The 23863-nt window shown below is 60.7% G+C and carries 23 protein-coding genes; 10 read left to right on the top strand and 13 right to left on the bottom strand.

Translation table 11 applies throughout. The features are described from left to right. Positions 1 to 59: 59 nt before the first annotated feature. The 3 genes from GVL52_RS08615 to ribH form a co-directional block, all read right to left on the bottom strand. Entirely contained in the window at positions 60 to 2198 is a 2139-nt protein-coding gene (locus tag GVL52_RS08615; RefSeq protein WP_160005814.1) for a sodium-translocating pyrophosphatase, read from the bottom strand. A gap of 214 nt (positions 2199 to 2412) precedes the next feature. Then, entirely contained in the window at positions 2413 to 2895 is a 483-nt protein-coding gene (nusB, locus tag GVL52_RS08610; RefSeq protein WP_160005812.1) for a transcription antitermination factor NusB, read from the bottom strand. Between the two features lie 3 nt (positions 2896 to 2898). Next, positions 2899 to 3354, bottom strand: coding sequence for a 6,7-dimethyl-8-ribityllumazine synthase (gene ribH, locus GVL52_RS08605; protein ID WP_160005810.1), 456 nt, complete (start codon positions 3352 to 3354; stop codon positions 2899 to 2901). Between the two features lie 230 nt (positions 3355 to 3584). Here ribH and GVL52_RS08600 point away from each other — a divergent pair, with 230 nt between their 5' ends. Next, on the top strand, positions 3585 to 4088 hold the full coding sequence (locus tag GVL52_RS08600; protein WP_160005808.1) for a cupin domain-containing protein: 504 nt from the start codon (positions 3585 to 3587) through the stop codon (positions 4086 to 4088). Positions 4089 to 4104: 16 nt separating this feature from the next. Then, positions 4105 to 4641, top strand: coding sequence for a GNAT family N-acetyltransferase (locus GVL52_RS08595; RefSeq protein WP_160005806.1), 537 nt, complete (start codon positions 4105 to 4107; stop codon positions 4639 to 4641). Here the strand turns inward: GVL52_RS08595 and GVL52_RS08590 are convergent. The 7 genes from GVL52_RS08590 to GVL52_RS08560 form a co-directional block, all read right to left on the bottom strand. Continuing rightward, positions 4604 to 5224 carry a riboflavin synthase gene (locus tag GVL52_RS08590; protein WP_160005804.1) on the bottom strand — a complete coding sequence of 207 codons (621 nt, stop codon included), beginning with the start codon at positions 5222 to 5224 and terminating at the stop codon, positions 4604 to 4606. The two genes, GVL52_RS08595 and GVL52_RS08590, sit on opposite strands and share 38 nt — an antisense overlap. After that, positions 5224 to 6396, bottom strand: a complete 1173-nt coding sequence (gene ribD, locus GVL52_RS08585) for a bifunctional diaminohydroxyphosphoribosylaminopyrimidine deaminase/5-amino-6-(5-phosphoribosylamino)uracil reductase RibD (RefSeq protein WP_160005802.1) — start codon at positions 6394 to 6396, stop codon at positions 5224 to 5226. Before ribD ends, GVL52_RS08590 begins: the two co-directional genes overlap by 1 nt. A 3-nt stretch (positions 6397 to 6399) precedes the next feature. Next, positions 6400 to 6876, bottom strand: coding sequence for a transcriptional regulator NrdR (gene nrdR, locus GVL52_RS08580; RefSeq protein WP_007531462.1), 477 nt, complete (start codon positions 6874 to 6876; stop codon positions 6400 to 6402). A 9-nt stretch (positions 6877 to 6885) separates the two neighbouring features. Further along, entirely contained in the window at positions 6886 to 8184 is a 1299-nt protein-coding gene (glyA, locus tag GVL52_RS08575) for a serine hydroxymethyltransferase (RefSeq protein WP_160005800.1), read from the bottom strand. A gap of 153 nt (positions 8185 to 8337) precedes the next feature. Continuing rightward, positions 8338 to 9642, bottom strand: coding sequence for a murein L,D-transpeptidase (locus tag GVL52_RS08570; protein WP_160005798.1), 1305 nt, complete (start codon positions 9640 to 9642; stop codon positions 8338 to 8340). A 458-nt stretch (positions 9643 to 10100) separates the two neighbouring features. Next, positions 10101 to 10616, bottom strand: a complete 516-nt coding sequence (locus GVL52_RS08565; RefSeq protein ID WP_160005796.1) for a MarR family winged helix-turn-helix transcriptional regulator — start codon at positions 10614 to 10616, stop codon at positions 10101 to 10103. A 129-nt stretch (positions 10617 to 10745) separates the two neighbouring features. Then, positions 10746 to 11183 (bottom strand): DUF6163 family protein, encoded by a 438-nt coding sequence (locus GVL52_RS08560; protein ID WP_160005794.1) that lies wholly within the window; start codon positions 11181 to 11183, stop codon positions 10746 to 10748. A 134-nt stretch (positions 11184 to 11317) separates the two neighbouring features. Here GVL52_RS08560 and hemB point away from each other — a divergent pair, with 134 nt between their 5' ends. The 4 genes from hemB (at position 11318) to GVL52_RS08540 (ending at position 14711) form a co-directional block, all read left to right on the top strand. Then, positions 11318 to 12331 carry a porphobilinogen synthase gene (hemB, locus tag GVL52_RS08555; RefSeq protein WP_160005792.1) on the top strand — a complete coding sequence of 338 codons (1014 nt, stop codon included), beginning with the start codon at positions 11318 to 11320 and terminating at the stop codon, positions 12329 to 12331. Between the two features lie 77 nt (positions 12332 to 12408). Further along, positions 12409 to 12867: an RDD family protein gene (locus GVL52_RS08550; protein WP_160005790.1), complete on the top strand. Its 459-nt coding sequence runs from the start codon at positions 12409 to 12411 to the stop codon at positions 12865 to 12867. A 176-nt stretch (positions 12868 to 13043) separates the two neighbouring features. Next, positions 13044 to 13820 carry an arginyltransferase gene (locus GVL52_RS08545; protein WP_160005788.1) on the top strand — a complete coding sequence of 259 codons (777 nt, stop codon included), beginning with the start codon at positions 13044 to 13046 and terminating at the stop codon, positions 13818 to 13820. Further along, on the top strand, positions 13821 to 14711 hold the full coding sequence (locus GVL52_RS08540) for a DMT family transporter (protein WP_160005786.1): 891 nt from the start codon (positions 13821 to 13823) through the stop codon (positions 14709 to 14711). On the opposite strand, the gene GVL52_RS08535 is transcribed toward GVL52_RS08540, so the two are convergent. Together GVL52_RS08535 and parC are read right to left on the bottom strand one after the other, a co-directional pair. Further along, positions 14647 to 15159 carry an SRPBCC domain-containing protein gene (locus tag GVL52_RS08535; protein WP_200847786.1) on the bottom strand — a complete coding sequence of 171 codons (513 nt, stop codon included), beginning with the start codon at positions 15157 to 15159 and terminating at the stop codon, positions 14647 to 14649. The genes GVL52_RS08540 and GVL52_RS08535 overlap by 65 nt on opposite strands. 152 nt (positions 15160 to 15311) lie before the next feature. Beyond that, positions 15312 to 17570, bottom strand: coding sequence for a DNA topoisomerase IV subunit A (gene parC / locus GVL52_RS08530; RefSeq protein ID WP_160005784.1), 2259 nt, complete (start codon positions 17568 to 17570; stop codon positions 15312 to 15314). Between the two features lie 225 nt (positions 17571 to 17795). Between parC and GVL52_RS08525 the strand changes: the two genes are divergently transcribed. Then, on the top strand, positions 17796 to 18983 hold the full coding sequence (locus GVL52_RS08525; protein WP_160005782.1) for a hypothetical protein: 1188 nt from the start codon (positions 17796 to 17798) through the stop codon (positions 18981 to 18983). 191 nt (positions 18984 to 19174) lie between these two features. Here the strand turns inward: GVL52_RS08525 and aspS are convergent, their stop codons facing one another. Then, the gene (gene aspS, locus GVL52_RS08520) at positions 19175 to 20965 is read right to left on the bottom strand and encodes an aspartate--tRNA ligase (protein ID WP_160005780.1); all 1791 of its coding nucleotides are present in this window, start codon (positions 20963 to 20965) and stop codon (positions 19175 to 19177) included. A gap of 89 nt (positions 20966 to 21054) precedes the next feature. Here aspS and GVL52_RS08515 point away from each other — a divergent pair, with 89 nt between their 5' ends. From GVL52_RS08515 to rnd, 3 genes are all read left to right on the top strand, one after another. Further along, the gene (locus GVL52_RS08515; RefSeq protein ID WP_160005778.1) at positions 21055 to 21264 is read left to right on the top strand and encodes a hypothetical protein; all 210 of its coding nucleotides are present in this window, start codon (positions 21055 to 21057) and stop codon (positions 21262 to 21264) included. After that, complete coding sequence (locus tag GVL52_RS08510) at positions 21234 to 22625, top strand: multicopper oxidase family protein (protein WP_160005776.1); 1392 nt, start codon at positions 21234 to 21236, stop codon at positions 22623 to 22625. The genes GVL52_RS08515 and GVL52_RS08510 overlap by 31 nt, the downstream gene beginning before the upstream one ends. 83 nt (positions 22626 to 22708) lie before the next feature. After that, positions 22709 to 23854, top strand: a complete 1146-nt coding sequence (gene rnd / locus GVL52_RS08505; protein ID WP_160005774.1) for a ribonuclease D — start codon at positions 22709 to 22711, stop codon at positions 23852 to 23854. The last annotated feature ends 9 nt before the right edge of the window (positions 23855 to 23863 follow it).

The raw sequence follows: 23863 nt of genomic DNA, 5'->3' as shown, positions 1-23863 counted from the left end.
CAAAGAAAAACCCGCCGGATCAATCGCTCCGGCGGGTTTTTTGTTGGCTGGTTGTCAGCTTACCCGGCCAGAACGGCCAGAAGCAGCAATGCGACGATGTTGGTGATCTTGATCGCCGGATTGACCGCTGGTCCCGCCGTGTCCTTGTAGGGGTCGCCGACCGTGTCGCCGGTGACCGATGCCTTGTGGGCTTCGGAGCCCTTCATGTGGCGGTTGCCGTCCTTGTCGACGAAGCCGTCTTCGAAGGACTTCTTGGCATTGTCCCATGCACCGCCGCCGGACGTCATCGAGATGGCGACGAACAGGCCGTTGATGATGACGCCGAGAAGCGATGCGCCAAGCGCTGCGAAGGCCGAGGCCTTCGATCCGGAGATCAGAAGCACGCCGAAATAAACGACGATCGGGGCTAGAACCGGCAGCAGCGACGGGATGATCATCTCGCGGATGGCGGCCTTGGTCAGAAGATCCACTGCCTTGCCGTAGTCCGGCTTTTCCGTGCCCTGCATGATGCCGGGCTTTTCCTTGAACTGCCGGCGCACTTCCTCGACGATCGATCCGGCCGCGCGTCCGACGGCGGTCATGGCGATACCTCCGAAGAGATAGGGAATCATGCCGCCAAAGAGCAGCCCGGCGACGACGTAGGGGTTCGACAGATCGAACGAGATCGTGCCGACATCGGCAAAGTAGGGATACTGGTCGCCGTGGGAGGCGAAGTATTTCAGGTCGTTGGAATAGGCTGCGAACAGCACGAGGGCTCCAAGACCGGCCGAGCCGATCGCGTAACCCTTGGTGACGGCCTTGGTGGTGTTGCCGACCGCATCGAGCGCGTCGGTGGACTTGCGCACCTCAGGTGGCAGATGGGCCATTTCGGCGATACCGCCGGCATTGTCCGTAACCGGGCCGAAGGCATCGAGCGCCACGATCATGCCGGCAAGGCCGAGCATGGCGGTGACCGCAATGCCGGTGCCGAACAGGCCGCCGAGCTGGTAGGTGGCGAGGATGCCGCCGACGATGACGATCGCCGGCAAGGCGGTCGATTCCAGCGAGACCGCAAGGCCCTGGATGACGTTGGTGCCGTGGCCGGTAACGGACGCCTGGGCGATCGAATTGACCGGTCGCTTGTTGGTGCCAGTGTAGTATTCGGTGATGACGACGATCAGCGCCGTGACGATCAGGCCAACGATGCCGCACAGGAAGAGGTTCATGCCGGTGATGTCACGTCCGGCGACATTGCCGATGACGCCCCAGCCGATGGTCATCGAGGTTGCGGCGCCGAGGCCGACGATCGACAGCAGGCCGGTGACGATCAGGCCCTTGTAGAGGGCGCCCATGATCGAGCCGTTGCTGCCGAGCTTGACGAAGAAGGTTCCGATGATCGAGGTGATGATGCAGGTGCCGCAGATCGCCAGCGGATAGATCATCGCCGATTGCAGAACCGGCGCGCCGGCAAAGAAGATGGCGGCAAGCACCATGGTGGCGACCACGGAGACCGCATAGGTTTCGAACAGATCGGCAGCCATACCGGCGCAATCGCCGACATTGTCGCCGACGTTATCGGCAATGGTGGCAGGGTTGCGGGGGTCGTCTTCCGGAATTCCGGCTTCGACCTTGCCGACGAGATCGCCGCCGACGTCTGCGCCCTTGGTGAAGATGCCGCCTCCGAGGCGGGCGAAGATCGAGATCAGCGATGCGCCGAAGCCAAGAGAGACGAGCGAATCGATCACCTCACGCGAACCGGCTTCATGGCCGAGACCTGATGTGAGGATGAGGTAATAGATCGAGACGCCGAGCAGCGCGAGACCAGCGACCAGCATCCCGGTGATGGCGCCCGATTTGAAGGCGATGTCGAGGCCTGCAGAGAGGCTGTGCGATGCAGCCTGCGCGGTGCGCACATTGGCGCGGACCGAGACGTGCATGCCGATAAAGCCGGCAGCACCGGATAGAACTGCGCCGATGAGAAAGCCGATCGCGGCCGTGGCGGAGAGCAGCAGCCAGGCGGCGATGAAGACGACGACACCGACAATTGATATCGCCGTATACTGACGCGTCAGATAGGCCTGCGCGCCTTCGCGGATATAGCCCGCAATTTCCTGCATGCGGGCATTTCCCTGATCGGCGGCCAGCACCGACCGGGTTGCCCAGGTGGCGTAAACCACCGAAAGCAATCCGCACGCTATTACGCATAAAAGAATCGTCATTTCGCTCTTTCCTCCAAAAGAGCCGGAGTTCACTCCCTCTCCGGCTGCGAACACGCCGTCCCCATTTCCTCCCACAGAAATGCTGCAACGCCGAGTGGAGATTGCGTGGAGGAAAACGGGACGTCAAGCCCGCAAGGGCTGAAAACCCTTACGGAGCAATGGGAAGAGCAAAATAGCCGATCTGAGGAAAGGGCGTATTATTACGCGCAGTGCGCTATTTTTTCGCGTCGCCGCGAATCTGCTTGGCGATACGGTCGAGAACCGCATTGACCAGCTTGGGCTCATCATCGCTGAAGAAGGCCTGGGCGATCTCGACATATTCGGTGACGATGACCGCAACAGGCACGTCCTTGCGCTCGAGAATCTCGAAAACGCCGGCGCGGAGAATGGCGCGAACGGTGCTATCGAGACGCGACAGGGCCCAATCGTCCTGCAGGGCCGAGGCAACGAGCGGATCGAGCCGCTTCTGTTCGCGCACCACGCCCGAGACGATCGAACGGAACCAGGAGGCATCAGCCTTCAGGTAGGTTTCGCCGTCGAGTTCCTGGCCGAGACGATGCGCTTCATATTCGGCGACGATCTCCAGAACGCCGGTTCCGCCGATATCCATCTGATACAGCGCCTGAACGGCGGCAAGACGCGCTGCGCCCCGCTGGTTCGCTGTCTTGACCGGACGCTCCGAATTGTCGTTGCTCATACGTTATGCACCCAGTTTTTTCTTCAGCTCGATCATGGTGAGAGCTGCACGGGCGGCAAATCCGCCCTTGTCCTTGTCCGAACGGCGCACGCGCGACCATGCCTGTTCGTCGTTCTCGACCGTCAGGATGCCGTTGCCGATGGCAATGGATTCGCTGACGGACAGGTCCATCAATGCGCGCGAGGATTCATTCGATACGATGTCGAAGTGGTAGGTCTCGCCACGAATGACCATGCCGAGCGCGACATAGCCATCGTAGTTCGTGCCGTCATTATCCGCTCCATCGAGCGCCATTGCAATTGCCGCAGGAATCTCGAGTGCGCCTGGAACAGTCACGACCTCGAAGGTCGCGCCGGCTTCCGTCAATGCGAAGGTTGCGCCTTCCAGAAGGGCGTCAGCCATGTCGTCGTAGAAGCGTGCTTCAACGATCAGAATATGGGGAGCGGTTTCTCGCGCCATTGGTCACCTTCATTTCCTAGAGGACATGCCATTCGACAGGCCGCGGTCAAAACATGCCTTTGGCCGAATGGCAAGCAAATTCGGCTCATGGCTGAGGTGCAAATACGCAATTACGCTTCATCGTCATTCCAGACACTTTGCCTGCGCCGTTCGAAACCTTTGGACGGATGATGATAACGGGTTGAATTTTCACTCCGGGTGGCCGTTCCTTATTGCAAAGGGAGATGATCATGCAGAACGAAGAACCGCCAGTCGTCAACGTCGCCGCGCTGACGCTGGAGCATTGGACACAGGGCGAACTCTACGAGAGCAGCGATACCTCTTTCGGGAAGCTGATCGGCCTGACGGGGCTTGGCGCCAGCTACAACGAGGTGCCGCCCGGCAAATCCGGCTGTCCGTTTCACAATCACCATGTCGAAGACGAGATGTTCTTCATCATCGAGGGAACGGGCGAATACCGCTTTGGAACCGAGCGTTATCCGATCCGCAAGGGTTATGCGCTGGCAGCACCTGCCGGCGGGCCGGAGACGGCGCACCAGATCATCAATACGGGTGCCACGACACTGATCTATCTCGGCGTCTCGACGATGGCGAAGACGGAGATCGTCGAATATCCCGATTCCGGCAAATTCCTCGCGAAGAGCCGGCGCGACGATGCAGACAACAAGCCGTTTCGCTTCGTGGGACGCGACAGCAGCAACCTCGATTATTGGGACGGCGAGCCCGGCGCCTGATCAGGAGAGCTCCAGCATGAGCAGCATTCCGACGATCGAGACCGAACGGTTGATCCTTCGGCCTCATACCACTGCCGACTTTGAAGACTATCAGGCAATGTGGGCCAACGAGGCGGTGGTGCGCTTCATCGGCGGCGTTTCCTCGACCCGCGAACAGAGCTGGGGCCGGATGCTGCGCGTGGCCGGCATGTGGCATCACATGGGCTTCGGCTTTCTGGCGATCGAGGAAAAGCTGAGCGGGCGCTTCATTGGAGAAGGCGGGTTTCTGGAGATGAAGCGCGACATGCATCCTGTCGGCACCGAAAGCACGCTGGAGACAGGATGGGCTCTCATTCCGGAGGCTCAAGGCAAGGGTTATGCCAGTGAAGCGCTGCAGGCGTTGATCGGCTGGGCCGAGAGACATTTTCCATCAAAGCCGATGAGCTGCATCATCGACCCGGAGAATGAACCGTCGCTGCGCCTTGCCGCGAAGCTTGGCTTCGGGCAGGCACAGCGCACCAACTATAATGGCGAGGTTATTCTGCTTTCGCGGACGGGAACTCGGCCAGCCTAGCGGCATAGCGCGCCATCGTATCGACTTCGAAGTTGACGAAATCGCCGGCCTGGCGCTTGCCCCAGGTCGTGACCTCCAGCGTGTGGCGGATCAACAGGACGTCGAAGTCGGTGCCTTCGACCGAATTGACCGTCAGCGATGTGCCATCGAGTGCAATCGATCCCTTGGGCGCGACGAATTTGGCAAGATGTTCAGGCGCGCGCAAACGATAGCGGGTGGCATCGCCTTCTTCCGTGACGGAGACGATCTCGGCCTTGCCATCGACGTGGCCGGAAACGATATGGCCGCCGAGTTCGTCGCCAATCTTCAGCGAACGCTCGAGGTTGACGGGGGTTCCCTCTGCCCATGTGCTGATCGTCGTCAGACGCAGCGCCTCCTCCCAGGCTTCGACCTCGAACCAGCGGCCGTTGCTGCCTTCAGCCGGCAGGCCTGTTACCGTCAGGCAGATGCCGGAATGGGAGATCGAGGCGCCCATGTCGATGGTGGCAGGATCATAGCTGGTGGCGACACGGAGCTTGATGCCCTCCTTCAGGGGGGAAACGGATTCGATCGTGCCGACGTCGGTGACAATGCCTGTAAACATCAAAATTCTCTTTCGTATTCGTCGAGGCTGTCGTCGCCAACAATGCGCGTGCCCATATGCTTGAAATCGGATGGGATATCGGTCTTGCGGATCGGCGTTTCAATACCGGCTTCGCCGATGTTCCCCGGTCCCTGATAGAGCAGGATGCGGTCGACATAGCCGGCATCGAGGAAAAGCCGTGCGGTCTTGGCCCCACCTTCGACCAGCAGCGAGGAGATGCCGCGCGAGGCGAGTGCCGGGAGCAGCTGCTCCGGGTGGTAGGGGTGGCAATAGAGCACTTCGACGCCGGCGGCTTCGAGGGCCTGGCGGCGGGACTCGAGAGTTGCGGCGTTGGCTTTTTGGGCGTTTGCCTGTGGGGTGTCTTTGACGTTGGTGGGGGGTAATCCCGGCTCGTCCATCTCAGCAGTCGAAATCTCCTCGCGCGCCACCACGATCACCGGAACGTCGCCCGCCGTGTTGACAATCTTCGACGCCAGCGGCAGTTGCAGCAACGGATCGAGCACGATGCGAACCGGCGAGCGATGCTCCTCGCCGGGGATGCGCACGGTCAACTCCGGATCATCGGCAATCGCCGTACCGATACCGACGAGGATCGCATCCGTTTCGGCGCGAAGCGTCTGCACCTCGGTGCGGGCGGCAGGGCCGGTGATTGCTATCTGCCCCTCGCCCCTGCGGCCGATCATGCCGTCGGCGGAAACGGCAAGCTTCAGAATCACATAGGGGCGGTTCTTCGTCTGGCGAGTGAGATAGGCGGCGAGCGAATGTCTGCCCTCTTTCTCCAGCAGCCCAACGTCCACCTCGATGCCGGCATCGCGCAGCATGGCGATGCCCCTGCCCGAAACGCGTTCATCCGGATCGGTGACGCTGATGACGACGCGCGCCACGCCTGAGGCAATCAATGCGTCCGCGCAGGGCGGCGTCTTGCCGTGGTGGGAGCATGGCTCGAGCGTCACATAGGCGGTTGCACCGCGGGCCAGTTCGCCGGCGTCGGCCAGCGCCTGCGGCTCGGCATGCGGGCGGCCGCCGATGGCGGTGGTGCCGCGACCGACGATCTGGCCATCGCGGACGATGACGCAACCGACGGAGGGATTTGTGGCTGTCTGGCCGAGATGGAGGAGACCCAGGCGGATCGCCTCCTGCATGAATTGCGCGTCGTCGGACGAAGCGCTCATCACTCAGTTGTCCAGCGGATCGCGAGCGATCTTGGCGTTGATCTCGGAGATCACCTTCTCGAAGTCCTCGGCGTGCGAGAAGTCGCGATAGACCGAAGCATATCGGACAAAGCCGACGTCATCGAGGCTCTTCAGCGCCTCGAGCACCTGCAGACCGATCTGCTCGGAGCTGATCTCGACTTCGCCGGAGCTTTCCAGGCGCCGGACGATGCCGGAGACGGCACGCTCTATGCGGTCGCGATCAACGGGCCGCTTGCGCAGCGCGATCTCGAAGGAACGGACCAGCTTGTCGCGGTCGAAAGGCACCTTGCGGCCGGTCTTCTTCGATACCATCAGCTCGCGCAACTGCACGCGTTCGAAGGTGGTGAAGCGACCGCCGCAGTCGGGACAAATACGCCTGCGGCGGATGGACGTGTTGTCCTCCGCCGGGCGTGAATCCTTGACCTGTGTGTCTTCCGATCCGCAGAATGGGCAGCGCATGCGCTATCCTTAGCCGATGTAGTCGTACATTGGGAAGCGGCCGGTGAGTTCCATCACCTTGCCACGCACAGCTGCCTCGACGGCGGCATTGCCTTCGTCGGAGTTGGCAGCCTTCAGGCCATCGAGAACCTCGACGATGAGATTGCCGATTTCCTTGAATTCCGCTTCCTTGAAGCCGCGCGTCGTACCGGCAGGTGCGCCGAGGCGGACGCCGGAGGTGACGAAAGGCTTTTCAGGGTCGAACGGGATGCCGTTCTTGTTGCAGGTGACGTAAGCGCGGCCAAGGGCTGCCTCGGCGCGCTTGCCGGTGGCGTTCTTCTTGCGAAGATCGACCAGCATCAGGTGGTTGTCGGTGCCGCCAGAGACGACATCGAGACCGCCGGCGATCAGGGTCTCGGCGAGCGTCTTTGCGTTCTTGACGACCTGGGCTGCGTAATCCTTGAACTCAGGCTGCAGCGCTTCGCCGAAGGCAACGGCCTTGGCAGCGATGATGTGCATCAGCGGGCCACCCTGGAGACCAGGGAAGACGGCCGAGTTGAACTTCTTGGCCAGTGCCTCGTCGTTGGTGAGGATCACACCACCGCGCGGGCCGCGCAGCGACTTGTGGGTCGTGGTGGTGGCAACGTGGCAATGCGGGAACGGCGACGGATGCTGGCCACCGGCAACGAGACCGGCGATGTGGGCCATGTCGACCATCAGATAGGCGCCGACCGAGTCAGCGATCTCGCGGAAGCGCTTCCAGTCCCAGATGCGGGAGTAAGCGGTGCCGCCGGCGATGATCAGCTTCGGCTTGGTTTCTTCGGCCTTGCGGGCAACTTCGTCCATGTCGAGCAGGTTGTCGCCTTCGCGAACGCCGTAGGAAACGACGTTGAACCACTTGCCGGACATGTTGACCGGCGAACCGTGCGTCAGGTGACCGCCCGAGTTGAGATCGAGACCCATGAAGGTGTCGCCCGGCTGCAGCAGCGCCAGGAACACGGCCTGGTTCATCTGGCTGCCGGAGTTGGGCTGAACGTTGGCGAACTCGACGCCGAACAGCTTCTTGGCACGCTCGATGGCGAGCTCTTCAGCGATATCGACGAACTGGCAGCCACCGTAGTAGCGCTTGCCCGGATAGCCCTCGGCATACTTGTTGGTCATGATGGAGCCCTGGGCTTCCAGCACTGCGCGGGAAACGATGTTTTCCGAAGCAATCAACTCAATTTCATGGCGCTGGCGACCGAGTTCCTTTTGGATCGAACCGAAAATTTCCGGATCGGTATCGGCAAGCGAGCGATTGAAGAAGGTCTGTGTGGAAGCATTGGTCATCGGCGAGCTCCTAAACTGGAATGCGAAAGGGTATTAGCGCCCTGCCCTGCCAAGGGCAATACGAAGAACGACATTTGCTAGGCAATCTACGCGCAACAAAAAACCGCGCCATGAAAGACGCGGTTTTGACAGCAAATCGCTGGCCTCGAAGGCTTACTGAACCGGCTGTTCCATGCCGGCAGTGGTGTCGAGCGCCAGTTCGGCGTTGCCGTCCATCTGGTAGATGTCGTCGCGGAACTGCACGATCCCGTCAGGCATGCCCCAGGCGGAGATATAGACGAAGTACACGGGCACTTCTTCCGACAGCTTGATCGGCGTGTTGACGCGGGTGGTGATCACCTGCTCCATCTGCTGGCGCGACCATGGCGGGGTATCACGCAGCAGCCAGTTGGTGAGATCGCGGACATTCTGGACGCGAACGCAGCCGGACGACTCGAAGCGCATCAGCTTGTTGAACAAGCCCTGCTGCGGCGTGTCGTGCATGTACTCGCCGTTCTTGTTGTAGAAGTTAATCTTCGTGGACGCCATGGCGTTGATCTTGCCCGGGTCCTGACGGAACATCAGGTTCGGCGCCTTCTCGGCATTCCAGTCGATCGTCTCAGGGGCCACTTCCGTGCCCTTGCCATCGATCAGGCGAATGTTGCTGCGCGTCAGGTAGGTCGGATCCTTGCGCATCAGAGGCACGATGTCCTTCTCGACGATCGAGCGCGGCGCGGTCCAGTAAGGATTGAGGATGACCTCGTAGATCTTGGAGTTCACCAGATGGGTCTGGCGGCTGATGCGGCCGACGATGGCTGCATGGCGCGTCACGACGCTACCATCTTCCACGCCCTCGACGTGGGCAGCCGGAATATTGACCATCACGTGGCGGCGACCGAGTTCCTGCGGGAAGGTCTGCAGGCGGATCAGGTTGGTGTTGAGCTGCTGCAGACGCACGTCGGCCGGAATGTTCATCGCCTTCAGCGTGAATTCGCCGATAACGCCGTCCGATGGCAGGCCGTGACGGGCCTGGAAGCGCTTGACCGCGCCATCGACGTAGGAATCGAACGACGAGGACATGCCGGCTTCACGCGGCAGGTCGCCGGTGACGGCAAGACGCTGGCGAAGTGCCTGCACGGACTGATCGGTGACGCCGATCTGCAGGCGCTGTTCGCCCGGATTGACCTGCGGCCAGCCGCCGGCGGATGCGATCTGCTGATACTGGCCGATGGCCTGCTGTATGCTGGAAACCGATTGCGGCCCAAGGATCGGGGTATTGGAGATCATGGCCGTTGCCGTGCGGGATGCAGCCTTCGCGTCGAACTGGTCGTCCCAGTCGCCGCGCTCCGGCGCGTTGATCAGCGAATCGATCGCCGTCTGTGCCAGCGCAGGTGCTGCTACGGCGCCTGCACCGACCATTGCCGCAGAGGCGAGAAACGCCCGGCGCGAGATAGATTCAGTTCCAATTTTTTTCGACATAAGTCCCAACCACTAAAATGCCGCTGCTTGAGAGACCGGCGGCTTTTGCCCTTGTCACTGCTATAACGCAGTCACTATCCATCCGTTGCCACGACGCATCACAAAATGTCCCACTGGCGATCACATGATTGCGACCAGGGAGCGCGAGGTTATCGGACCTCAAATTCGGGAAGCGCCATTTGCCGTGTATTTTCGCTGACATGCTAATATGGCCAATTCGTGTCTCCAGCGCAAAGCTCAACCTTCGATGGCGAGCGACGCAGAAAATGAACCAAACCATTGCATGAATTGTGGCGGCTAATAGCGTCTAAAAAGCGGCTTGAATACAGGCGATTACGCATTCGATCACGGTTGGCCTGCCATGCGTTGCAAAGATGCAACGCAGCCGGGAAACGGCAAAACCGGACGCGCAGGGAAACGCATCCGGTTTTCTTCGACCTTGGAGGAGGTCTTGTCGCTTAGAGACGGTACATGATGCTGTCGTTCCAGAAGCGATCGAGACGGGTCAGCAGCTTGTTCATCTGCGTGAATTCGTCGGTACCGATGCCGCCGACCTTGTCGATCGAAGCAGTGTGGCGCTCGTAGAGCTTGGCGACGGTTTCTGCGATGTCCTGGCCGGTTTCCGTCAGGCTGATGCGGACCGAGCGACGGTCGATACGCGAGCGCTGATGATTGATGAAGCCGAGATCGACGAGCTTCTTGACGTTGTAGGACACGTTGGAGCCCAGGTAGTAACCGCGGGAGCGAAGTTCGCCGGCGGTCAGTTCCGAGTTACCGATATTGAAGAGAAGAAGCGCCTGGATGGCGTTGACGTCGCTGCGACCCTGACGGTCGAACTCGTCCTTGATGACGTCGAGGAGACGGCGGTGAAGACGTTCAACAAGATGAAGGGATTCCATGTAAAGATCACGGATACCCAGGTCCTGCTGATCACGGAAGTTCGATACCGCCTGCGGCTTGATTTTCGTATTCATGATGACTGCCTCACTGTTTGTTTGGCGGTGTGTGTTTTCTTCCCGCCTTGAGACAGACCCTATCGAATACAAATAAAATTCTACTTAAACTGCAGGCTTAACAGTGCCTTACCAAAAGCCGCTGTTGTATCAGGGTAAATCAACGCTTACCTGCTGCCGGCGGCGACGCTTCTCCTGCCAGAGCAGAAAGCGGAAAACGGCGTATAGAATGGCCACCGCCACATGCAGCAGAATGATCAGTTTGTTGGCCCCGAAAATCTCGGGAAGGACGCCATACATGACGATCTGGCCACCGGCCGCGAGCACCCAGATTACCGGCCCCCACGAGACCACCAGCCATAGCCCCAGCGCTGCGACCGGGAACAGAACGGCCAGGCAGGTGCTGGCGACTTTCCACGGCAGGCTCAGCAGATCGAAGCGGCCGGCGCCGATCAGCGAGTAGCCAACGAGCATCGCCCAATACTGCAATCCGAACCAGAAGCACGAGATTGCGATCAGCCGCAGGAACAGGACGAAGAGAACGCCGGTGAGCGTGCTTTTGGGTATGGTCGGAGAATCAGCGTTCATAGGTCAGACAATAGGATTGCAGCGGCGTCTTCGCCAGCGGTTCATCGGTTGCGGCCATTCGTCAGGTTTGGATTTCCGAAACGGCATGATAATGAGCGCAACAACAACTGGAACTGCCGAGAGCTAGAACGATCATGCAGGACAAGACACACCTCGTCGATGAAATTACCGGCCACCGCCGGATGCGCCGCAATCGCAAGGCCGACTGGACGCGCCGGATGGTGCAGGAAAACCGGCTGACGGTCGATGACCTGATCTGGCCGGTGTTCGTTGTTCCCGGCTCCGGCATCATCGAGCCGATCCCGGCGATGCCCGGCGTCAACCGCATGAGCATCGACAAACTGGTGGAAGCGACCAAGGAAGCGGCCGATCTCGGCATTCCGGCGATTGCCACCTTCCCCAATATCGAGATGTCGCTGCGCGACGAGACGGGCTCCAACAGCCTTGATGCCAACAACCTGATCAACCAGGCGACGGCGGCCATCAAAAGAGCCGTGCCGAACATCGGCGTGATCACCGACGTGGCGCTCGACCCCTTCACCAGCCACGGCCATGACGGCATCCTGCGCGGCAACGAGATCGTCAACGACGAGACGGTCGAGCAGGTCGCACGCGCCGCCGTGATGCAGGCAGATGCCGGCTCCGACATCATATCGCCATCCGAAATGATGGACGGCCGCATCGGCGCCATCCGCAGGGCACTCGATGCCGCAGGGCACCAGGATATCGGCATCATGAGCTATGCGACGAAGTTCGCGTCCGCATTCTATGGCCCCTACCGTGAGGCGATCTCCACCGGCGGCCTGCTGAAGGGCGACAAGAAGAGCTATTATATCGACCCGGCCAACGGCACCGAAGCGCTCCGCGATGCAGCACTCGACGTCGAGGAAGGTGCGGACATGCTGATGGTCAAGCCCGGCCTGCCCTACATCGACATCTGTTGGCGGATGAAGGAGGCCTTCGGGCTTCCGACCTTCGCCTATCAGGTCTCGGGTGAATATTCGCAGATCAAGGCCGCCGCGATGAATGGCTGGATCGATGGCGAGAAGGCGATGCTCGAGACCTTGCTGGCCTTCAAGCGGGCCGGATGCGACGGTATCCTCACCTACTTCTCGATCGAGGTTGCGAAAATCCTCGCCAAGCGGTGATCGTTTCGCGCTAATATTGCATTCGGGGCGAGCGTCACCATATTTGCGGCACCACTTCTCGAAAGGAGACCGCAACGATGTCGCTCAACCCCAACCCGCTTTATGCCGCACCCGATGACTGGCGCGCCTATAGCGGCACGCTGAGCCGTCGCGTCTTCGCGTTCATCCTCGACTATGTGATCGTCCTGCTGCTGTGCATTCCGGCAGGTGTGATCCTGTTCTTCCTGTCGATCGTCACGCTCGGCCTCGGCTTCCTCCTCTATCCGGCGCTGTTCGTCATCGTTGCGGGCCTGTATTTCGGCTTTACCGTCGGAGGCTCCAGCCAGGCGTCGCTCGGCATGCGTGCGATGGGTATCGCCATCATGCGTGTCGATGGCCGGGAGATGGATTTCCTGACGGCGATCGTTCATCTGGCGCTTTTCTGGATACTGAACTCGGTACTGACGCCGTTGATTCTTCTGGTCGGCCTGTTCACCGAGCGCAGCCGCCTCATCCACGACTTCCTGGTCGGCACAGTCACGGTGCGCACGGTCTGAAATCCTGCAACCCGCTGAAATAATCTGATTTCCCCGACTATTCAGGGGGAATCCTGGCCCCATATCCCAAAGTATAGCCAGTCACACAGCGCGGCGGACTGCCGCGCTGTTGACGTTTTCTTTTCTTAAGTCATGCTGTCTGTTCAGCATGCAACCAAGGGAAATCTCCGCAGCAGATGAATACGCAGACAACGCCATCTCCGCAGTTCTATCTGACGGCCCCGGCTGCCTGCCCTTATCTTGCGCATGAGATGGAACGGAAGGTGTTCACCCATCTCGTCGGGCCACGCGCCGCCGAGATGAATGATATCCTGACGCAGGGTGGGTTTCGTCGGTCCCAGAACATCGCCTATCGTCCGGCCTGCGAGGCCTGCCGGGCCTGCGTTTCCGTGCGCATCCTCGCCGACGAATTTGAGCCGGCGAAGTCGATGAAGCGGGTGATGGCAGCCAATTCTGATCTCATCTCGACCGAATTTCCGGCGCAGCCTTCCAGCGAACAGTATTCCCTGTTTCGCCGCTACCTCGACTACCGGCATCAGCAGGGCGGCATGTCCGACATGACGGTGCTCGATTATGCGATCATGGTCGAGGATACCCACGTCAATACCAAGATCATCGAATACCGCCGCCGTGTCGAAGGCTCGGGCCTCGAGACACGCCCGAGTGGCGAACTGATCGCAGCGGCCCTGACCGACACGATGAGCGACGGTCTCTCGATGGTCTATTCCTATTTCAATCCCGACATGGACAAGCGATCCCTGGGCACCTTCATGATCCTCGATCATATCAGGCGCACAAAGGCACTCGGTCTGCCGCACGTCTATCTCGGCTACTGGGTTCAAGGATCGCGGAAAATGGACTACAAGACGCGGTACCAGCCGCAGGAACATCTGACCGCGCGCGGCTGGGAACGCTTCGACACGTCCACCCTGCCTGAAAGTACCCACGACTAAATGCCCCTCCCCTTGCTTTCCGATCATCGGAAGGGCCTGCTGCTGACGGCGATCGGCGGCCTTGCTCTCTCCATGGATATTCCGCTGGTGCGTCTTGCCCATGGCGACATGTGGTCGATCCTTGGCGTGCGCAGCATCACGACCGTCGCGGTGACGCTAATCATCGTTTGCATGCTTCGCTGCGTCAGAGGCAACTGGCCGGCGTTGGTGCCGGGCCGGCATGGCCTCGCTGCGGGATTTCTCTATGGCGTCTCGACGCTGACCTTCCTGCTCGCCGTATTTCACACGACGACGGCGAACGTCGTGTTCATCGTGGCCTTCAATCCGATGTTCGGCGCTTTACTGTCATGGATATTTCTCAGGGAGCGCCCGCCGGCGGCCACCTTGATGACGATGCTGGTGATGATCCTTGGTGTCGGGCTGATCGTGCAGGACGGGTTGGCGGGTGGCCATGCCTTCGGGGATGCAATGGCTTTGCTGACGGCGCTGGTGCTTGCGGGCGCCATCACCATCGGTCGGGCGTCGCGGCGCGACATGGGCTTCGTGCCATTGCTCGCCGCGGCGTTTCCCGCCGCGCTCGGCTTAGCCAATGCCATGCCTGCCGGGTTGTCGATCGAGCACCCGGCATGGATCATTTTCAATGGCGCATTTCTGATGCCCGTCGCATTCTGGTGCCTTGCGACCGGCCCGCGCTATTTGTCCGCACCTGAGGTCGGGATGTTCTATCTCCTCGAAACCATCCTTGCGCCGATCTTCATCTGGCTGATCTTTTCCGAGGCACCAACGGCGATGACGCTCGCCGGCGGTGCTATTCTGGTTTGCGCAATTATGGCGCACTCGCTTTGGATGGCTCGGACGCGGCCTGCGCTGCAACAAGTTCCGGCACACTGACCGTGTGCATGGCTTCCAGTTCGCGTTCGAGGCCATTCAGTACATGGGCCCAGCCCTGACGGCTCTGCTCCTCGAACGCCGACCACTCCGCACACATTTCGTGTGACAGCGTCAATCGCGTCCCCTCGCCCAGCGGCTCGATCTCGACGCGGATGCGATCGGCATTGTGGTCGTGCTCGGCAACCGAGAACGAGAATACCATCAACCTCGGTCGTCGCATTTCGAGAAAGACGCCGTAGTGGACCGCGTCGCCGGTGGCGCGGCGATCTATGACGAGGAAATGGCCGCCCACACGCGGTTCGATATCGGCGCGAATGACGCGGCCATCGTCTGTGGCGAACAGGAAGCGCCTGGCGATCTCGGGATTGAGCCAAGCATCATACACCTCGCAAGGCGAGGCATGGTAGGTATGGGCTACATTCAAGGTGATGGTCTTGCAGGCACTCATCAAAATTCCTCCGTGATCGGACATGCCGCCTCGCACGAAGGCGCCATATACGATCATTCCGTCCGCCTGCGGAATGATGTTTGTCCATGTTGTGATTACGGAACAAATTAGAGGAATTGTCCCGCTCGCCAAGAGCGGGACGCTGATATATTTCAGCCGGCGAACTTGCCGCTGCGCGGGAAGCCCTTGGGAACGGTACGTCCGGCAGAAGCGCGGTCGGCCAGCCATTCGGCAAGCTCGTCCTTGTTCTTGGTGAAGGTGCGGCCGGCGCTGTCTTCCCATACAAGGCCATCGGCGATCGCAAAGCAGCGCACATCCGAGATGCCGCCATCCTTGTAGCGCTGCAGGCGAACGCCCTTGCCGCGCGACATTTCAGGCACCTGGTCCAGCGCGAATACCAGCAGCTTGCGGTTTTCGCCAACGACAGCGACGTGATCGCCGGTGACGCGGACCAGCATCTTGGTCTCGTCAGGCATCGAGACGTTCATGATCTGCTTGCCCTTGCGGGTATTGGCGATCATGTCGGCTTCGTTGACGATGAAACCATTGCCGGCCGTCGAGACGATCATCTGCTTGCGCTGCGGATCGTGGACGAAGGCGGTCAGGACGTCCTGATCATTGTCCATATCGACCATGATGCGGAGCGGCTCGCCGTGGCCACGACCGCCGGGAAGCTTGTCGCCGCCGAGCGTGAACGCCTTGCCACCTGTGGTCAGCAGCAGGATCTTGTCTGTTGTCTGCGCCGGGAACGCGATCCTCAACGCGTCGCCTTCCTTGAAGGTCAGCGTCGCGGTGTCGGAAATGTGGCCCTTCAGAGCGCGTATCCAGCCCTTTTCGGAGACGACGACGGTGATCGGCTCCTTCTCGATCATCGCCTGCTGGATCGCTTCTTCGTCCGCATCGGGCGCTTCGGCGAACTGCGTGCGGCGGCGTCCGAGTTCCGTTGCCTTGGCGAATTTCTTCTTCACCTCGCCGATTTCCCAGGCGACGGTCTGCCACTGCTTGTCGTCGGAGGCGAGCAGTGCTTCGATCTCGCCCTTTTCCTTGGTCAGGGCGTCGAACTCGGTGCGAATCTCGAACTCTTCGAGCTTGCGCAAGGAGCGCAGGCGCATGTTGAGAATGGATTCGACCTGAAGCTCGGTCAGCGACCAGCGGGCGACCATCACCGGCTTCGGCTCGTCCTCCTCGCGGATGATGCGGATCACCTCGTCGATATTGAGGTAGGCGACCAAGAGGCCGCCGAGGATTTCGAGGCGACGGTCGATCGCGGCAAGGCGGAAGCGCGAGCGACGCTGCAGCACTTCGCGAAGATGGTCCAGCCACTCCTTGAGCACTTCGTTCAGCGCCATGACGCGCGGGATGCGGCCCATGGACAGAACGTTCATGTTCAGCGGGAAGCGGCTTTCCAGCTCGGTCAGCTTGAACATCGATTCCATCAGGATGGTCGGATCGACGGTGCGGTTCTTCGGCACCAGCACGACGCGGACATCTTCGGCCGACTCGTCGCGGATATCTTCCAGCAGCGGCAGTTTGCGGGCGATCAGCAGTTCGGCGATCTTTTCGATCAGCCTGGACTTCTGCACCTGGAAGGGAATTTCGGTGACGATGATCTGATAGCCGCCGCGGCCGAGATCCTCGATCTGCCACTTGGCGCGGGTGCGGAAGCCGCCGCGGCCGGTCTTGTAGGCCTCGATGATGCTCTTGCGATCATCGATGATGATGCCGCCGGTCGGGAAGTCGGGACCGGGAATGAAGGATTCCACCAGCGTCTCGACGGTTGCATCCGGATGCTTGATCAGGTGCAGGGCCGCATCGCAGAGCTCGTGGGCATTGTGGGACGGAATGGAGGTCGCCATGCCGACGGCGATGCCGGAGGAGCCGTTGGCGAGCAGGTTCGGGAAGGCGCCCGGAAGGACGACCGGCTCCTGGTCTTCCTCGTTATAGGTCGCGCGGAAATCGACGGCGTCCTGATCGATGCCTTCGAGCAGCAGCGAGGCCACCTCGGTCATGCGCGCTTCGGTATAACGATAGGCAGCGGCGCTGTCGCCATCGATGTTGCCGAAGTTGCCCTGGCCATCGACGATAGGGTAGCGCTGCGAGAAATCCTGGGCGAGACGCACCAGCGCATCATAGACCGACTGGTCGCCGTGCGGGTGGAACTTACCGATGACGTCGCCGACGATACGGGCGCATTTCTTGAACGAGGAGTTGGAGCGAATGCCCATCTCGCTCATCGCGTGAATGATGCGGCGGTGGACCGGCTTCAGGCCGTCGCGAACATCCGGCAGCGCCCGGTGCATGATGGTCGACAGCGCATAGGCAAGGTAGCGCTCTTCGAGCGCGGCCTTGAGGTCGACCGGCAGAATGCTGTCATCGTCTCCGCCAGACGGCGGCAAAATCTCTTGTCCCATGCCTCCTGACTAACCGAGATGGTTGATGTGAGCAAGGAATCCGGGCATTGCGGCTGTGGATGAAGTCTTCGAACAGAAAGAAAACAACCGCTAAAACCTTTCTGCCCGAATTTGGACTTTGTTTGCTTATCCCATCAACTTAATTTTAGAAAACGCGAAATATAAACCGGCATCGATCCACAGTAGATTGACGGCCAACTGCACTTCGGGACCAGAGGAACACCCATGACATTTTACCGGACGACGCGGCTCATGCTTTCGGGCGTGGCTTTCCTTTCGCTTGCCGGCTCCGCTTTCGCACTCGACGGGCAGGATTTGCTGAAGAAGCTGAACGCCGCATACACGCTGCAGGGCGGCACGATCGCGGCCGATGGCGTCGATGTCGATGGCACGACGGTGACGCTGAAAAAGGCAAGCTTCAAGCCGAACAGCGGCACGGCGCTGCCGATCGGCGAGATCACGCTGACCGGCGTCGAGGAAGACGATGACGGCGGTTACTACATCGAGGAAGCGGCGTTCCCCGATATCAACACCACCAGCGACGGCGCGACGCTTACGGTCACCGACCTGACGCTCGGCGGCATTTCGATCCCGGCCAATCCGACGGGTGACGGCCTCGATTCGATGATGCTCTACGAGAGCGCCCACAGCGGCCCGCTGAAGGTGGTCAAGGATGGCGCGGAAGTGTTTTCGCTTGGTGGCAGCGACGTCAACCTGACGCTGCGCGAAGACGAATCCGGCTTCGACTTCGATGGCGCCTTCAAGAGCCTCAAGGCCGATCTCAGCAAGGCAACCGACCCGCAGAGCAAGGAAGCGATCGAAAAACTCGCCCTGCAGCAGGTCAACGGCGACATCACCATGAAGGGTACCTGGGACCTGGCGCCTGGCACGATCGACGTTTCCGAGTTCGCCTTCGACTTCAGCAATGTCGGCAAGCTCAACCTCGCCTTCAAGATCAACGGCTATACGATGCCGTTCATGAAGTCGCTGCAGGAAGCCGCCAAGCAGGCGGAAGCCAACCAGAACAAGGAAGAGGCACAGCAGGCATTCGGCCTGTCGATGCTCGGCCTGTTGCAGCAGCTGTCGTTCGAAAGCGCGCAGATCCGCTTCGACGACGCGTCGATCACCAAGCGCGCGCTTGACTACGTCGGCAGCCAGCAGGGCATGTCAGGCAAGCAGATGGCGGATTCGCTGAAGGCGATGGCGCCGATCATGCTGGCACAGCTCAACATTCCCGAGCTGCAGAACGCCCTTGCCGCCGCTGTCAGCACCTTCCTCGACGATCCGAAGAGCCTGACGGTCAATGCCGCGCCTGCAAAGCCGGTGCCGTTCCCGATGATCATGGGCGCCGCCATGGGCGCACCGAACACGCTGCCGCAGGTTCTCGGCGTCAAGGTTTCGGCCAACGACTGATATCTGGCAGCAGATTTGCGAAAAGCCCGGCGCGCATGGCTCGCCGGGCTTTTTGTTGTTTGATGTGCAGGCGCATCACATACTTGATCTCGATGACCAGCAACACGATCCGCGAAACGTCTAAGACGCATCGTCCTGAAACTAAAAAAGCCCGGCATCGCGCCGGGCTTTATCATTCAAGCGTTTCTCGCTCAGTCCTTCTTGACCGGCGGGATCGGGCGGAGCGACAGTTCGCGCAGCTGCGCCGGCATGGCTGGTGACGGGGCGCCCATCAGGAGGTCCTGTGCCTGCTGGTTCATCGGGAACAGCGAGATTTCGCGCAGGTTCTTGGCGCCGACCAGCAGCATGACGATGCGGTCGATACCGAAGGCTGCACCACCGTGCGGCGGGGCGCCATACTGGAAGGCGCGGTAGAGGCCGCCGAAGCGATCTTCCACGTCCTGCTGGCTGAGGCCGACCTTTTCGAAGGCCGCAACCATGGTTTCCGGCGACTGGTTACGGATCGAGCCCGAGGCGATCTCGAAGCCGTTGCAGACTGCGTCGTACTGGTAGGCCTTGATCGTCAGCGGATCCTGGTTCAGCAGCGCATCGAGGCCACCCTGCGGCATCGAGAACGGGTTGTGGGCGAAATCGACCTTCTTTTCTTCTTCGCTCCATTCGAAGAACGGAAAGTCGACGATCCAGCACAGCTCGAAGCGGTCGCGGTCGATCAGGTTCAGTTCGTCGGCAGCGCGGTTACGGGCTTCGCCTGCGAACTTGTAGAACTTCGACGGCTCGCCAGCGACGAAGAAGCAGGCATCGCCCGCGTCCAGGCCGAGCTGGGTGCGGATCGCATCGGTGCGCTCTTCGCCGATGTTCTTGGCGAGCGGGCCGGAGCCGACAACCTTGCCGTCCTCTTCCTTCCAGAAGATGTAGCCGAGGCCCGGCTGGCCCTGGCTCTGCGCCCAGGCGTTCATGCGGTCGCAGAATGCTCTGGAGCCGCCGGTCTTGGCCGGGATCGCCCAGATCTCGACCTTCGGGTTCGAGGCGATCATGCCTGCGAACACCTTGAAGCCGGAGCCGGCGAAGTGGTCGGTGACGGCTTCCATGACGATCGGGTTGCGCAGATCGGGCTTGTCGGAGCCGTACTTGCGGATCGCTTCGTCGTAAGGGATGCGCGGCCATTCCTTGGTAACAGGCTTGCCTTCGGCGAATTCCTCGAAGATCGAGGTCATCATCGGGCCCATCGTGTTCCAGATGTCTTCCTGCTCGACGAAGCTCATTTCGAGGTCGAGCTGATAGAATTCACCCGGCAGACGGTCGGCGCGCGGGTCTTCATCGCGGAAGCAAGGGGCGATCTGGAAATAGCGGTCGAAACCGGCCACCATCAGCAGCTGCTTGTACTGCTGCGGCGCCTGCGGCAGCGCGTAGAAGGTGCCGGGATGGATACGCGACGGCACCAGGAAGTCGCGCGCGCCTTCCGGCGACGAGGCCGTCAGGATCGGGGTCGAGTATTCGGTGAAGCCGACATTGCTCATCTCGCGGCGCATCGAGGAGATGACCTGGGTGCGCTTGACGATGTTCTTGTGCAGCGTTTCGCGGCGCAGATCGAGGAAGCGGTACTTCAGGCGCACGTCTTCGGGATAATCAGGCTCGCCGAAGACGGGAAGCGGCAGTTCCTTGGCGGCGGAGAGAACTTCGATCTCCTGCGCGTAGAGCTCGATCTCGCCTGTCGCCATCGTCTTGTTGACGGTGTCGTCGGTGCGGGCCTTCACCAGGCCATCGATGCGGATGACCCATTCGCCGCGGACGACTTCGGCCTGCTTGAAAGCCGGGCTATCCGGATCGGCAACGACCTGGGTGATGCCGTAATGGTCGCGAAGGTCGATGAACAGCACGCCGCCATGGTCGCGAACACGGTGAACCCAGCCGGAAATCCGGACATTCGCGCCGACATCCGACTTGCGGAGGGCTGCACATGTGTGGCTGCGGTAACGATGCATCATCTCAATTCCCGATATTTGGCTTAAAGACGGCAGCAGGGGCTCAAAAGGCTCTCTCGCGCCGACAAGAAAATCGGGCGGAAAAGCGCATGGACGGCCTGATTTGTCAAGGCTTGGCACAAGCTGCACACGCTTTGAACGCGGTTTTCGGCGGCATCACAACCTTATCACCCGGTGGGCCGTGCGGCAGTTTGGCTGCTCGTCGCATATTGCTGAAGTTATCGGTCAACTTTAAAGAAGAACAATATCGTCATACCGGAGCCCTGCCATGCCCCTCCTCAGCCGCCGCAATCTCCTGAAGGCCTCTGGCGTCATCGGTGCCTACGGGATCGGGGTCGGGATTGCCGGCAAGTTCGGGATGGCGGAAGCGGCACCTGAGCCACAGGTGCTGAAGGCGCTGAAAACGCAGGCGACGCTCACCGATGCCGGTGTGACCAAGGATATCATGACGTGGAACGATGGCGGCATGCCGCCGGTGCTCCGGATGACCAAGGGCAAGCCCTATGCGGCGCGGCTGACCAACACGCTTGACGAGCCGACCACCATCCACTGGCACGGCTTGCGGATTCCCAACAAGATGGACGGCGTGCCGTTCATGACGCAGCCTTACGTCTATACCGGCGACAGCTTCGATTACGCCTTCTCCCCGCCCGATGCCGGCACCTTCTGGTATCACCCGCACTGCAACACGCTGGCGCAGATGGGTCAGGGCATGACCGGGGTGATCGTGGTCGAGGACCCTGCCGATCCGACCTTCGATTCCGAAGTGGTGCTCAACCTGCGCGACTGGCGGCTTGGTGGCGACGGCCAGTTCATTGCCGCCTTTCGTCCGCGCGATGCCGCCAAGGCCGGCACCTACGGCACGGTCAGAACGGCCAACTGGCACCAGGAACCGCAATATGACGCGCCGGCCGGCGGCCTTGTCCGGCTGCGCATTGCAGTGACCGACGTGACGCGCATCTTCTCGCTGAAGATGGAAGGCGCCGAGGCAACGGTGATTGCCATCGACGGCAACCCGGTGCCGAAGCGGTTCCCGCTCGACCTGCTGCTGATCGGGCCTGGCCAGCGCCTCGATCTCGCCGTTCGGATGCCCGACACCGAGGGGGCGACGGCGACGCTTGAGGATATCAGGGGCACGACACCGAAAACCATCGCCAGACTGCGCTCGGTCGGCACGTCGCTGAAGCGCAATGTCGGCGACCTTGCCGCACTGGGCGAAAACCCTGTCGCCAAGGCCGTTCTCTCTTCGGCGGAAAAGATATCCGTGGTGCTGAGCGCCACGGCCGAAAGCGCGCCGGTCGACAGCATCTGCGGCACGCTCGGCTATAGCTTCTGGGCAATCAACAAGGTGCCGTGGCCCGGCGACACGCAGGATCCGACGGCACCGCTGGCGGAACTCAAGCTCGGCAAGAGCTACATCCTGCAGCTGGAGAACGTCACGCCGCATACGCATCCGATCCACCTGCATGGCATGAGCTTTACCGTGCTCTCCTCCTCGACACGCGACGTGCTGCCGTTTGTTTCAGACACCTATCTGGTGCAACCCGACGAGAAGGTGCAGCTGGCCTTTGTGGCCGACAATCCCGGCGATTGGCTGTTGCATTGCCACATCATCGAGCATCAGAAGACCGGCATGACGAGTTATGTCAGGGTTGTTTGACCGCTCTTGGGCCGCAGCAGTTGACATATTGGGCCGAAAGGAGAAGGAAGGTTCAACAATGTCTATCCTGCGAATGAATTGAGATGATTGAAACAACCGCCGATTTAGAGGCGGCCTGCATTGAGCTGGCCAAGTCAGAATTCATTACCATCGACACCGAGTTTCTCCGAGAGACGACGTTCTGGCCGGAACTTTGCTTGATCCAGATGGCCAGCCCGACGACGGAAGTGCTTGTCGATCCTCTGGCGAAGGGGCTCGACATGAAACCCTTCTTCGAGCTGATGGCCAATGCCAGCGTGCTGAAGGTGTTTCACGCCGCGCGCCAGGACATCGAAATCATCTACAACAGGGGCGGCCTTATTCCGCACCCGATCTTCGACACGCAGGTCGCCGCCATGGTCTGCGGATTCGGCGATTCGGTCTCCTACGACCAGCTGGTCAGCCGCACCAAGGGCGTGCAGATCGACAAGTCCTCGCGCTTCACCGACTGGAGCCGCAGGCCGCTGTCGGAAAAGCAACTGGACTATGCACTGGCCGACGTGACGCATCTGCGCGACGTCTATCTCTACCTCAAGGCGGAGCTGGAACGCGAAAATCGTTCCTCCTGGCTGTCCGAAGAGATGGACGTTCTCGAGGCCAAAGAAACCTACGACATCCATCCCGACGACGCCTGGCAGCGGTTGAAGATGCGCCTGCGCAAGCCGCAGGAGCTTGCCATTCTGAAATATGTGGCGGCCTGGCGCGAGCGTGAAGCGCGCTCCCGCAATGTGCCGCGCTCGCGCGTCATCAAGGATGATGCGATCTACGAGATCGCCCAGCAGCAGCCGAAAGACGGCGAAGCGCTCGGGCGCCTGCGCACCATCCCCAAGGGCTGGGAGCGTTCGGCTGCCGGTGCTGCCGTCGTCGAAGCCGTCAACGTGGCGCTGGCGCTGCCGAAGGCAGACATGCCGCATGCGCCTCGACAGAATGCGACGCCCGAGGGTGCGGCTGCCGCAGCCGAGCTTCTCAAGGTTCTTTTGAAGCTGACATCGGAAAAGCATGGCGTGGCACCGAAGGTGATCGCCAACAGCGAAGATCTGGACAAGATTGCTGCTGAAGGCGAGAATGCCGATGTCGGCGCATTGCGCGGCTGGCGTCGCGATCTGTTCGGTGAGCCGGCGCTGCAGCTGATCAAGGGCGAAGTGGCACTTCGTTTCGTCGGCAAGAAAGTTGAGACGGTCACTCTGTAAGAGCCCGTC

Source organism: Rhizobium sp. 18055, assembly GCF_902706285.1.
Taxonomy (GTDB): Bacteria; Pseudomonadota; Alphaproteobacteria; order Rhizobiales; family Rhizobiaceae; genus Rhizobium.
Note: the sequence above shows the minus strand (reverse complement) of the source record. Positions and strands in the feature narration are given on the sequence as shown.

Excerpts from the sequence above, each read along its gene's own strand:
- GVL52_RS08510 (WP_160005776.1), top strand. The coding sequence starts at position 21,234 with ATGCCCCTCCTCAGCCGCCGCAATCTCCTGAAGGCCTCTGGCGTCATC.
- GVL52_RS08525 (WP_160005782.1), top strand. The coding sequence starts at position 17,796 with ATGACATTTTACCGGACGACGCGGCTCATGCTTTCGGGCGTGGCTTTC.
- GVL52_RS08565 (WP_160005796.1), bottom strand. The coding sequence starts at position 10,616 with ATGAATACGAAAATCAAGCCGCAGGCGGTATCGAACTTCCGTGATCAG.
- nusB (WP_160005812.1), bottom strand. The coding sequence starts at position 2,895 with ATGAGCAACGACAATTCGGAGCGTCCGGTCAAGACAGCGAACCAGCGG.
- GVL52_RS08570 (WP_160005798.1), bottom strand. The coding sequence starts at position 9,642 with ATGTCGAAAAAAATTGGAACTGAATCTATCTCGCGCCGGGCGTTTCTC.
- GVL52_RS08595 (WP_160005806.1), top strand. The coding sequence starts at position 4,105 with ATGAGCAGCATTCCGACGATCGAGACCGAACGGTTGATCCTTCGGCCT.
- GVL52_RS08515 (WP_160005778.1), top strand. The coding sequence starts at position 21,055 with ATGGACGGCCTGATTTGTCAAGGCTTGGCACAAGCTGCACACGCTTTG.
- nrdR (WP_007531462.1), bottom strand. The coding sequence starts at position 6,876 with ATGCGCTGCCCATTCTGCGGATCGGAAGACACACAGGTCAAGGATTCA.
- parC (WP_160005784.1), bottom strand. The coding sequence starts at position 17,570 with ATGGGACAAGAGATTTTGCCGCCGTCTGGCGGAGACGATGACAGCATT.
- ribH (WP_160005810.1), bottom strand. The coding sequence starts at position 3,354 with ATGGCGCGAGAAACCGCTCCCCATATTCTGATCGTTGAAGCACGCTTC.
- GVL52_RS08590 (WP_160005804.1), bottom strand. The coding sequence starts at position 5,224 with ATGTTTACAGGCATTGTCACCGACGTCGGCACGATCGAATCCGTTTCC.
- GVL52_RS08535 (WP_200847786.1), bottom strand. The coding sequence starts at position 15,159 with ATGAGTGCCTGCAAGACCATCACCTTGAATGTAGCCCATACCTACCAT.
- ribD (WP_160005802.1), bottom strand. The coding sequence starts at position 6,396 with ATGAGCGCTTCGTCCGACGACGCGCAATTCATGCAGGAGGCGATCCGC.
- glyA (WP_160005800.1), bottom strand. The coding sequence starts at position 8,184 with ATGACCAATGCTTCCACACAGACCTTCTTCAATCGCTCGCTTGCCGAT.
- GVL52_RS08545 (WP_160005788.1), top strand. The coding sequence starts at position 13,044 with ATGAATACGCAGACAACGCCATCTCCGCAGTTCTATCTGACGGCCCCG.
- GVL52_RS08540 (WP_160005786.1), top strand. The coding sequence starts at position 13,821 with ATGCCCCTCCCCTTGCTTTCCGATCATCGGAAGGGCCTGCTGCTGACG.
- GVL52_RS08550 (WP_160005790.1), top strand. The coding sequence starts at position 12,409 with ATGTCGCTCAACCCCAACCCGCTTTATGCCGCACCCGATGACTGGCGC.
- GVL52_RS08600 (WP_160005808.1), top strand. The coding sequence starts at position 3,585 with ATGCAGAACGAAGAACCGCCAGTCGTCAACGTCGCCGCGCTGACGCTG.
- GVL52_RS08615 (WP_160005814.1), bottom strand. The coding sequence starts at position 2,198 with ATGACGATTCTTTTATGCGTAATAGCGTGCGGATTGCTTTCGGTGGTT.
- GVL52_RS08560 (WP_160005794.1), bottom strand. The coding sequence starts at position 11,183 with ATGAACGCTGATTCTCCGACCATACCCAAAAGCACGCTCACCGGCGTT.
- rnd (WP_160005774.1), top strand. The coding sequence starts at position 22,709 with ATGATTGAAACAACCGCCGATTTAGAGGCGGCCTGCATTGAGCTGGCC.
- aspS (WP_160005780.1), bottom strand. The coding sequence starts at position 20,965 with ATGCATCGTTACCGCAGCCACACATGTGCAGCCCTCCGCAAGTCGGAT.
- hemB (WP_160005792.1), top strand. The coding sequence starts at position 11,318 with ATGCAGGACAAGACACACCTCGTCGATGAAATTACCGGCCACCGCCGG.